This window comes from Pseudomonas flexibilis (assembly GCF_000802425.1).
Classification (GTDB): Bacteria; Pseudomonadota; Gammaproteobacteria; order Pseudomonadales; family Pseudomonadaceae; genus Serpens; species Serpens flexibilis.
Map to the genome: position 1 here is coordinate 1 of NZ_JRUD01000039.1, position 9169 is coordinate 9169.

Here is a 9169-nt window from a genome sequence, read left to right on the forward strand (position 1 = left end):
TGGGGGTTGTGGAGTATGTGTTAGTGGGAGTGTGGTGCTGGACTCCGGTAGAGTATGAGTGATGTTGATATCAATGTCACTGTCCTGTGATTTGTGCAGTTGCGGAGACCCACAAGAGATCAACGTAAGTAGTCGTCGGCAGCGTCAGAGGTGTATAAGGGACAGCATCTAATCACTGTTGCCCAGACAATATGACGCAATGTAGTAGTGGAACTGTAAATGGCAAGGAATCAGGGTGGCGGAAAGCCGAAAAAGCAGCTATTCCGCTGTATAGAGACTCGGGCGGGCATAGCGTAGCTATGAGCGACCCGAGTCTCTATACAGCGGTACGCCGAAGTTTTTCGATTTTCCACCGTCCTGAGTTTTCATTGCATTTACATGCTCTGCTGCGCAGAGCGGTGTGTATTGCTGGACAACCAGTCGCTAAGTCACACACTCGTGCAAGCACGAGTGGCGCTTAGCTCCGTACGTTATGCCTTTTGAATTATGAAGCCTGAAATTGCTATTTCGAAATATAAGCTTGGGTTGCTTTCAAGCGAAGAAATTGTTCAGCTTGCGGACTTGTGGCTAACACAAGGTATTTTTACGGACTCACTAAACTTCCTTGCGATGGAGTTATATCCGGTCATGGCAACCGTAGGGCCATTGTTCGAAAAAGCAATTGTTGAGCTGGGTTTAACCGTTCCTTCAAAAATTGAAGCTGCAAAACAGTTAGCGAGAGATACCATAGAAAAAATGGTATCGGGAGAGATAGATCTAATGGTTGGTGCTAATTTCCTGTATTGGGATGTTCACCATGAAATCACTGACGAATTACCAGATGGAAAGTATCTAGGAAGTAATCTCGGTTTTGAGCATATATTTTGTTGGCTCAGAGAAGTTTGGGATTGTCGTGATGGTTCAAGAGTTCTCTATTACACTGATTTACCTAGAGATGAAGCGGAAGTTAAATTTCTAATTCACCTTAAGGAAGAGGCTGAGGCTTGGCTTGCAAGACAGGCATAACAAGGCGCTGTTGTCGCCACTATCGTGGCTGGGACGGCTTACGCTGCGCTCCAGCCGCCCCAAAGCTTTGCGTTAGGGCACATCAGAAGGCTCGCAAAAAGATGATCATCGGCAATCCACAAGAATTTGGAATACATTTTGAGGTCTTCGAGGCATCCGAATATTGGAAATTCGGTCTGTTTAATTTCATCTTAGATGACAAGCTTATTCCAGGGTTCGGCACAAACTGGACGTTAAATACATTATTTGCCGAGCTAAAATTCACAAGAGAAGACTTTGAGAGAGCCTTCAAATTAGATTTCATCGCTGACTGCGAATATGAACTATATGGGTTTGCAAAAAGTTATTCCGGCCCAGATAAGGAAAGCTTTTTAGAAATAGATATAATGGAGCTCAGTGATTTGGGCTGGGAGTTCTTTTTGTTCTCGGCAGGTAAGGAAGAAAGGTTCATTTATACCAGTGATGGCGGAGCCACTGTTCATGAAAAGCGCATGCCAAAGTGGTCTTTAATGAGCTTACTAAATCAATTGCCACCGATTTCCACAGTCTAGGGGCGGCTTTTTATCCGCGCCCTAACAAGTCATTCGAGTGGGACACAGTGTCAGGCTCCGCCTGCCCCTGCGCCCCTCAATTCCAACGTTGAGGCTGTAGGAAAACCTCAAGGCTTAATCAAGGCTCTTGCCGTACGCGAAATCTGTGGGAAACAAGCGAGATGGATGCGTTAGATTTCAAGAGGGATGCTGGTTGTTGGCTAAAAAACAGCCAAGCCTCCAGCCTCAAAATTTGCTATTTATTTTTTCTACAACCTCGCTAGGCATTAAGGAGAAACCATGCACTGCTTTAACCACCCCAAAGAAGCCATAGGCATCTGCAAGCATTGTCAACGCGCACTGTGCATAGAGTGCTGCACAGACTTAAAAGATGGTCTTGCATGCAAAGGCCAACACGAAGAAGAGGTTACACACCTTAACAGCCTTATCCAAAATACGAAAAAGGCCTATTCCTCTTCACCTAAAGCTTCGCTTTTTGGGCCCGTTTTTAACATGTTTATGGGCGCAGCTTTTCTTGGGTTCGGAATCAAGAAAAATTACGAGCCATTTTTAATCACGCTAGGCGCCGGATTTTTTATTTTCGGCTTAGCAATAGCCATATACAACACAAAGTACTTTAAAAAAATCACAACCAACTATGATGCCTAGCAAATGGTTCAAGGCTACCGTGTTACGCGCGGCGCCTTAACTCCAGCGTTGAGGCTGTAGGAAAACCTCAAGGCTTAATCAAGGCTCTTGCCGTACGCGAAATCTGCGGGAAGCAAGCGAGATGGATGCGTTAGATTTCAAAAGGGATGCTGGTTTTTTGCTAAAAAACAGCCAGGCCCCCAGCCTCAAAATCTGCCATTTAGTTTTTCTACAGCCTTGGATAAGCACACGCCTCCTGCTGTTCCAAAGTGTCAGCGGAGAGGCGACCCACACGTTATGCTCATAGTAGGTATTTATGGAATCTGAAAACTTGAAAAGGCCGCTGGCTTTAATAGTGACAACGGTAATATTTGGAATTCTCTCCTTCGCTGCATTTGTTGCCCCGGGAACTTCGAGTGATCCTACGGGCTTGGCAGCACTGCTGCGAAAGGTAACGTCCCTCGCCGCTTTCATAGGTGCATTATCAGGGACGCTATGGGGGCGTAAAATTGTCATTGGTGTCTTTGTGATTCTGCTCTTTAGTTCCGGCGCCGGATTCTATGGTGCATTCCAGAAATTTCCTGAAGATGCCGTAGGCGCATCGATAATGGCTTCGGTAGCCACTCTTCCAGTGCTGTGGTTCTATTGGTACACCTTTGGTGCTGCATCGCGGAAGTACTACCAGGAAATACGTGCGCGTTCGCATGACCACTCGCAGGAGGAAAGCCGGCCTTAACGGACCGCAGCCTTGGATCGCGCGTTATCAATCTAATCAACCCTGAAAGGGATTTAAATGAAACCTGTAGCGCTGTTTAAAGTCGTATTGATTGCTGGCCTGGTTTTTCAGGTCATTTCGGTTGCTGCTGGCGTGGCATTGGTTGAAACCCTGCCTCCGCTTCTTCAGCGCTATTTGGCCGAGGTCGCAAATGCAGAGATTTCGGTTGGGTTTGCAATTTTACTTTCGTTTTATTTTCTTGCTGTTTTGGTGTTGATGCCTGTCAATTATTACGGGCTTTGGAAGTTCAGGTCGTGGGCTCGCGTTTTGTATGTTGTTGTCTCGATAGTTTTCACTCTCTTGCTCGCGTTTACGGGGCCGGTCGTGATGAGTGGGCTGGCGTATATGTTTTTTTCTATTGCGCTTATTTTGGAAGGTGCTTTGATTGCCATGATGTTTATCGGTGAGGTTGGTGAAAAATTCAGCAAGGCAAAGTCATAGGGGGTATGAGGGAATGCACCTGGGGGTTGATTTCGATAGGCTGAGGGCAGGACGCAGGTGCACGGGGGTTGGGGGCGATTTCCATTCGATAGGCCCCCTATTTTTCTGGTTCAACCAGCGCGTCACTCTCCGGACAGCCCAGGGCTGCTTCGGTAAGGCTCAAGCATCAGCAACAGCGCAGTCATGGCCAGCAGCGGCAGGTTTTTGGTAACCGCGCCCAGCGGGTCCAGCCAGGCGGAAGGAAGCATCATGCTGATGATCGCCATGTAAGCCAGCATCAGGCCGAGCTGCAGGCGATACGCCAGGCGCCGCCACTTCCCGATCAGCATCAGCATGCCCAACCCCAGGTCGGCGGTGCCGCCGGCATGGATGAAGAAGGTCGCCAGCGGCCCGTCGATGCCGGCGTTGCCCAGCAGCGCATAGCCTGCTGGCACGTTCCACAGCAGCGACACCAGTCCGGTGAAGATCCACACGAAGGCGATGCTCAGGACGAGCAGCGGCTGGAGGCCGGACAGCACCGCCTCGCGCGTGTCGGCCCGCAGGGCGGGACGTGCCCACAGGGCCTCGGCCAGAGGGCGTGGCGGAGACGTCGGGAACTTGGGCGCGGGGGTGGCTGCGGAGCACAGCATCTGCAGGGTATCGCGGCGCAGCAGGGCGTCAGGCTTCAGGCGCTCGGTGATCCGGGCGGCGACGCTCAGGATCGGCAGTGGGATGCTCACGAAGCGTGCCTTGCCCAGGTTCATCCAGGCACGCAGCAGTGAATAGAGCTCGCGTACCGTGAAGGTGTCGGCACCCGTGAGCAGGTAGCGGTGCTTGCCTCCCGGCCAGTGTTCGACCAGGTGTGTGATGGCTGCGCACAGGTCATCGATGTGGATGGGATTGATGCGCTGAGCGCCGTCACCCGGCAGCGGCACGATCGGCAGCGCCGCTATTTGGCAGAAGAGCGCCGTGCTCTGGCCGCCCTGGCCGATGACGACAGCGGGGTAGGCAATCACGCACTCAACGGGTAGCTGCCACAGGTAATCGTCCGCCAGCCGTTTGCTGCGCAGGAATGGGGTCACTGCCTCGGGATGCTGCGCGCCCAGCGCAGAAATCTGCAGCACTCTCACGCCGGCACGGCTGCAGGCCGAGAACAGCGCCTGCGGCGCCTCCGTTTGCACTGGGGTAAAGCCTTGCGCATGGCTTTCGCTGATGATGCCGACGGCGTTGATGACCAGATCCACGTCGGCCACCCGAGCCGTCCAGTCCTCTTCGTTCGTGTCCCGCATGAAGTCGCAAGTGCGCCATTCCCAGGCGGGCAGGCGAGTGCGCCAGGTGTCTGCCTGGCGGGCGGCCCCAACTATCTCGTGGCCGGCTGCGGCTAACCGTTGCGCAAGGTGGAAGCCGATGAAACCGGTGGCGCCGGTGATCAAGATTCTCATGACGCACCCCTCAGGCGATCCAAGGCTTGTAGACCATCAGGGCGAAGACCCCGACACCGGATGCGAAAGCCGGATAGCCCAGTCCCTCCCAAATGCGTACCAGGCGCCGGAAGCGTGCGGGCAGCGGTGCGCCGGCGGGCAGTTCGCGCAACAGGTTGCGCAGCACGATCTGAATCCACACGACCGGCAGCCACAGCGCCCCCACGAACACGAAGAGCGCCATCACGGTCAGGAACCATGGCGAGCTGTAGGAAATGCCGAGGCGCTCCATGAGCAGAAGGCCGGTGACGAACTGCACGATCACCGCCGGGGTGGTGAACAGCCAGTCGGCCAGTACCACGGTGGCGGTCGTTACCCGCAGCGCCTGGACGTTGTCGCTGCGGCTGGCCCGGATCATGAAGAAGTAGGTTCCCAGGCCGGTGCCATAGAGCAGGGTGGCGCTGATGATGTGGACGGTCTTGAGCAGGCTGTAGTCCAGCCAGGGCGGCAGGTGATCCATGGTGAGTCCTCCTTTGTTGGCGGACCCACCATGCTTCAGTTGCTGGAGCTGAATCTTCCGGGTTTATAAATCTGCAAACGAACTGCTCAGTCGGGCAGTTTTTCCCGGGCCGCGGCCTGTTTGCGGTACATGCCCGGGGCCATGTCCTCGAACTCGCGGAAAGCGGCATAGAAGGAGGACAGCGAGCTGAAGCCGACCGTGAGCCCCACCTCCAGCACTGACAGCGCAGGCTTCTCCACCAGCAACTGACGGGCTTCGTCGATGCGGTGCCGCTTGATGAGCCGAGGGATGTTGATGCCCAGGTGCTCGTTGACCAGTTCGGAGAGCTGGTGAGGCGTGAGACCGACCGCGTTGGCTAGCTGGGCGGCAGTCAGGTCTTCGTCGCGGTACAGATGTTTCGCTTCCAGTTGCTGGCGCAGCTCGGCCAGCTTGGCGTCGATCTCGATGCCGGCCAACTGACTACGACGGGGTTCGAGCGTGAGCCCGGCGACCTCCGCCGCCTCGCGCAGCTCATCCCCGACGACTTCAACCAGGGCCGGAAAGCGCTGGTAGAGCAAGTGACCGCCCGCAAGCAGCGCAGTGATTGCGCTGCCATAGGCCAACGGAAACCCCGGATGCTCCAGCGCGATACCCAGGAAAACCAGCAGCGCAGCGGACAGCCCGGCGAGCACGATCAAGGCCATGGCCACGGCCTGTACCCGCGCCAAGCTGGCCGGCTGAGCCAATTGCCCCAGGTGCTTCAGGACCACCAGCGCATAGACGGAGCCGGCAGCGAAGGAAGCCCCATAGAGAATCTTTTCAATGGGCAGCAGCCACTCCGGCCGGGCCATCTGCAGCGCCGCCAGTCCGGCGACCAAGCTCAGCGGCGCGAGGTGCAGGGCAAGCGCCTTCCGGCGCACGGTCATGCCCAGAAGGCTCTGCACGCAGAGGAAGAGCAGGGGCGCGACGCAGTAGAGCGCCAGCTCATGCAGCAGCAGGAGGGGCAGGGACGGCCTGCCCAGTACCGTCAGCAGGAGGTGCAGTTGGATCAGTCCGAGCGCCAGGACGCAGCCGGCCAGCAAACGCGACCAGCGTTCCTGCCGCCACCAGAGCGGTAGCAGGAAAAGCGCGGCGAGGCCGAGTCCGAGGGAAATCCAGTGCGGCAGCCAGGTCATGGGCATTTTATGGATGGGGTTCGGAAGAAGCGGAGATCCTGCTTTATGGCAGCCGGAATGAAAAGCGGGAAACAAACCCCCCTGTCCTACGTGCAAGCCCGGAGCATTGCGCTCACCGCGTCGGCCTACGATCTGGTTGGTATCGATCAGCCTGAGGTTCTTGCGCTGATCGAGCGGTTTCTGGTTACGGGTGTTCCATTCATGAGGAGGCGGACCGACAGCCGGGGAGTGTCGTCCGTCAACGTGGCCGCCCCCTGGGCGAACGGCCGCAACAGTCTCGAGTTCGCGCGGCTGCTGTACGAGATCGATTCGAGCCCCGTCCGGAAGCAGATCGTCGAGATTCTCAGCCACCGCCAATAGGCGGTTCCCCGACAGCCATCGGTAGGCAAGGCTGCGCCGTTGCCTGCCCTACGGTTCCCCGCGCCACTCCCATACGCCTGCATCGCTTTCCACCAGCCGCCCCGGATTGCCCAGTTCGGCGCATTCCCGTTCCAGGGTGTCGCGCAGCCATTGGCGGTCGTGCGCGCTCGGCGCTTCCAGCCGCAGGTGGCGCAGGCGCACGGGCGCCAGTTGCAGGCGGCTCAGGCGGCCCTCATCGTCGAGTTCGGGGAAGTACAGCAGCGTCAGTTCGCTGCGAAAGCCCTCGTGGCCTTCGATGCCTTCGTAGTCGTTGATCAGGTCGCCGCAGCCGTAGAGGATCAGCCGCCCGTGGTGGATCTCGAAGCCCTTGGGGTGGTGGGAGGAGTGGCCGTAGACCAGGTCGACGCCGGCCTCGTCGATCAGGCGGTGGGCGAAGCGGCGTTGTTCCTCGGGGACGATGTAGCCCCAGTTGCCGCCCCAGTGGATCGACAGCACCACCCGGTCGCCGGGCTGGCGCGCGGCGTTGATCAGCTGACCAAGGTGCGCGAGGCGAACGCTATCCAGTTCCGCCAGCCGCGCCATGCCGGGGCGCCGGGCGCCGGCGGCCCAGTCGCCCGGCACGCCGCAGTCGTCGGTGGCGCGGGCGAACAGCAGCAGGCGCCGGTCGTTCTCCAGCGCAAAGATCGCCGGCGCCTCGGCCTCGGTCAGGTCGTGGCCGGCGCCGGCATGGCGCAGGGCGCGGTGCTCCAGGTGGGTGAGGGTGTCGCGCAGGCCGTCCGGGCCCCAGTCCAGCACGTGGTTGTTGGCCAGTACGCAGCCGTCGATGGCGGCGGCCTCGAGCAGCGGCAGGTTGCCCGGGTGCAGGCGGTAGTGAATGCCCTTGGCGGCGGGCCGGCCGCGCGCGGTGACGGCGCATTCCAGGTTGATCAGTCGCAGGTCGGGGCGCTGCCGCGCCAGGATGTCCAGCGCCACGCCCCACACATAAGCGAAGTCCACCGGGCGCGGCACCAGACCGTTCTTGCTTTCGGCCAGCCGCACGTAGTCGCGGGCGTCGTTCATCCAGGGTTCGTACAGGCGCGGGTCGCCGGCATGCGGTAGGATCTGGTCGATGCCGCGCGCCGGCATCACATCGCCAGCCAGGAACAGGCGCAGGGTCATGGCGCATCTCCGCGTGGGTTATTGAAGTGAGACTACGGCCGGCGCCGCTTGGCACAGACGCAGTAGCGCGCGGACAGTCGGAACCGAACCTGCGACTTTGCGCGCATTGTTTCGCCCGTACCGCTCGGGCTAACCTCCGGGCCATTCCCTCCGCTGGCAAAGGATTGCTGTCTTGCTGCGCTTCTTGTTTCACCCATTTCGCTGCGATTTATCCGGAACCGTGTTTCGACCGGGGCTGGCGGTTGCCTGCGTTTTGTCCAGAAGGTGGTGCGGGTTATATGGAATGCAAGCGAATACGGAGTGGGTCTGTGGGGGAGGGGTAAGGGCTTGGCTTGAAAGGGGTTTCGCTCGGGAAGCGTTAGAAGGCGAGCGGAGTTATACCGAATCCACTGTTATCCGTTAGCATGGGTTCCATCTAATCTCTGTTAGAGATAGTAATGAAAAAGTGTATCCTAGAAGTTTTGGTTTTTTTCATGGGGTTAAGTGTTGGAACTATATACGCCTCAGATAGTGAGCGCTTCCGAGAGGCGGGGGAGGCTATAGAAAAAGGAAATTGTGACCTTGGGATCAAGATATTTGAAGAGATGGCTGGTAGGAAGGTACCAGGCGCATTAGTGAATTTGGGTATTATTTATAATAGTGGCAAGTGCGGTAATCAAGATCTTCATAAGGCTTATTTGCTTTATAAGAGCGCTGCTGAGCTAGATATAGCTCAGGGTCATTATCAGTATGGCCTGCTGCACTTTGGTGATGATTCGTACAATCCGGATTACGATTTGGTATTTAAGCATTGGTCACGAGCTTTAGAGCAAGGGCTTCCTATACATTACGAAATATCAATTCTTTACTATAAGGGGCTTGGGGTTGAGGCGGACCCGTTGAAGGCAGAGTCTTTGTTGTTGGAAGGCGCAAGACGAGGCGATTCTCACTCAATTCATCTTCTCTTAGAGTATTATAAAGATATTAAAAGTCCGCTCTATAAAAATAAATGATGCCTGATGCATAGACGTCGGCTTAATAAGGCTCTAACCAGTCATTCAAGTCCGCTCGTTTCACTCGCTGGGACCGGCGTACCGCCGGCCCCTTAATTCCGCGTGTGTGCCGGGCATGGCACGTAACTATGTCGGTGAAAGTCCGGCAGCCAGGTTTTCGAAAAGGCCAAAGTGATTCTTAAACCA

General features: G+C 56.6%; 11 protein-coding genes. 7 read left to right on the forward strand and 4 right to left on the reverse strand.

What is annotated here, in order from left to right; genetic code table 11:
* The first annotated feature begins 486 nt into the window (after positions 1 to 486).
* The 5 genes from SF06_RS18430 to SF06_RS17310 all read left to right on the forward strand — a co-directional run bounded on the left by SF06_RS18430 (position 487) and on the right by SF06_RS17310 (position 3399).
* A complete protein-coding gene (locus tag SF06_RS18430) occupies positions 487 to 1005 on the forward strand; it encodes a hypothetical protein (RefSeq protein ID WP_139326757.1) in 519 nt (172 codons plus the stop codon).
* A 101-nt stretch (positions 1006 to 1106) separates the two neighbouring features.
* Complete coding sequence (locus tag SF06_RS18175; protein ID WP_076380954.1) at positions 1107 to 1556, forward strand: Imm42 family immunity protein; 450 nt, start codon at positions 1107 to 1109, stop codon at positions 1554 to 1556.
* Between the two features lie 279 nt (positions 1557 to 1835).
* Positions 1836 to 2204: a hypothetical protein gene (locus SF06_RS18435; protein WP_139326758.1), complete on the forward strand. Its 369-nt coding sequence runs from the start codon at positions 1836 to 1838 to the stop codon at positions 2202 to 2204.
* A gap of 295 nt (positions 2205 to 2499) precedes the next feature.
* Positions 2500 to 2919, forward strand: coding sequence for a hypothetical protein (locus SF06_RS18440; protein WP_139326759.1), 420 nt, complete (start codon positions 2500 to 2502; stop codon positions 2917 to 2919).
* 57 nt (positions 2920 to 2976) lie between these two features.
* Positions 2977 to 3399: a hypothetical protein gene (locus SF06_RS17310; protein ID WP_039562851.1), complete on the forward strand. Its 423-nt coding sequence runs from the start codon at positions 2977 to 2979 to the stop codon at positions 3397 to 3399.
* A 122-nt stretch (positions 3400 to 3521) separates the two neighbouring features.
* Here SF06_RS17310 and SF06_RS17315 read toward each other — a convergent pair whose 3' ends face one another.
* The 3 genes from SF06_RS17315 to SF06_RS17325 form a co-directional block, all read right to left on the reverse strand.
* Positions 3522 to 4820 (reverse strand): SDR family oxidoreductase, encoded by a 1299-nt coding sequence (locus SF06_RS17315; RefSeq protein ID WP_039562853.1) that lies wholly within the window; start codon positions 4818 to 4820, stop codon positions 3522 to 3524.
* Positions 4821 to 4830: 10 nt separating this feature from the next.
* On the reverse strand, positions 4831 to 5319 hold the full coding sequence (locus SF06_RS17320; protein WP_039562856.1) for a DUF2269 family protein: 489 nt from the start codon (positions 5317 to 5319) through the stop codon (positions 4831 to 4833).
* Positions 5320 to 5405: 86 nt separating this feature from the next.
* Entirely contained in the window at positions 5406 to 6473 is a 1068-nt protein-coding gene (locus tag SF06_RS17325; RefSeq protein ID WP_169745318.1) for an AraC family transcriptional regulator, read from the reverse strand.
* A 57-nt stretch (positions 6474 to 6530) separates the two neighbouring features.
* Here SF06_RS17325 and SF06_RS17330 point away from each other — a divergent pair, with 57 nt between their 5' ends.
* Positions 6531 to 6833: a hypothetical protein gene (locus tag SF06_RS17330; protein WP_039562860.1), complete on the forward strand. Its 303-nt coding sequence runs from the start codon at positions 6531 to 6533 to the stop codon at positions 6831 to 6833.
* Between the two features lie 48 nt (positions 6834 to 6881).
* Here SF06_RS17330 and SF06_RS17335 read toward each other — a convergent pair whose 3' ends face one another.
* Positions 6882 to 7991 carry a CapA family protein gene (locus tag SF06_RS17335; RefSeq protein ID WP_039562861.1) on the reverse strand — a complete coding sequence of 370 codons (1110 nt, stop codon included), beginning with the start codon at positions 7989 to 7991 and terminating at the stop codon, positions 6882 to 6884.
* 437 nt (positions 7992 to 8428) lie between these two features.
* Here SF06_RS17335 and SF06_RS18445 point away from each other — a divergent pair, with 437 nt between their 5' ends.
* On the forward strand, positions 8429 to 8983 hold the full coding sequence (locus SF06_RS18445; protein ID WP_076380956.1) for a tetratricopeptide repeat protein: 555 nt from the start codon (positions 8429 to 8431) through the stop codon (positions 8981 to 8983).
* Positions 8984 to 9169: the final 186 nt, after the last annotated feature.

What these genes read in the sequence shown, in the direction of transcription:
- SF06_RS17320 (WP_039562856.1), bottom strand. Translation starts at nt 5,319, where the DNA reads ATGGATCACCTGCCGCCCTGGCTGGACTACAGCCTGCTCAAGACCGTC.
- SF06_RS17310 (WP_039562851.1), top strand. Translation starts at nt 2,977, where the DNA reads ATGAAACCTGTAGCGCTGTTTAAAGTCGTATTGATTGCTGGCCTGGTT.
- SF06_RS17335 (WP_039562861.1), bottom strand. Translation starts at nt 7,991, where the DNA reads ATGACCCTGCGCCTGTTCCTGGCTGGCGATGTGATGCCGGCGCGCGGC.
- SF06_RS17315 (WP_039562853.1), bottom strand. Translation starts at nt 4,820, where the DNA reads ATGAGAATCTTGATCACCGGCGCCACCGGTTTCATCGGCTTCCACCTT.
- SF06_RS17330 (WP_039562860.1), top strand. Translation starts at nt 6,531, where the DNA reads ATGAAAAGCGGGAAACAAACCCCCCTGTCCTACGTGCAAGCCCGGAGC.
- SF06_RS18445 (WP_076380956.1), top strand. Translation starts at nt 8,429, where the DNA reads ATGAAAAAGTGTATCCTAGAAGTTTTGGTTTTTTTCATGGGGTTAAGT.
- SF06_RS18435 (WP_139326758.1), top strand. Translation starts at nt 1,836, where the DNA reads ATGCACTGCTTTAACCACCCCAAAGAAGCCATAGGCATCTGCAAGCAT.
- SF06_RS18430 (WP_139326757.1), top strand. Translation starts at nt 487, where the DNA reads ATGAAGCCTGAAATTGCTATTTCGAAATATAAGCTTGGGTTGCTTTCA.
- SF06_RS17325 (WP_169745318.1), bottom strand. Translation starts at nt 6,473, where the DNA reads ATGACCTGGCTGCCGCACTGGATTTCCCTCGGACTCGGCCTCGCCGCG.
- SF06_RS18440 (WP_139326759.1), top strand. Translation starts at nt 2,500, where the DNA reads ATGGAATCTGAAAACTTGAAAAGGCCGCTGGCTTTAATAGTGACAACG.
- SF06_RS18175 (WP_076380954.1), top strand. Translation starts at nt 1,107, where the DNA reads ATGATCATCGGCAATCCACAAGAATTTGGAATACATTTTGAGGTCTTC.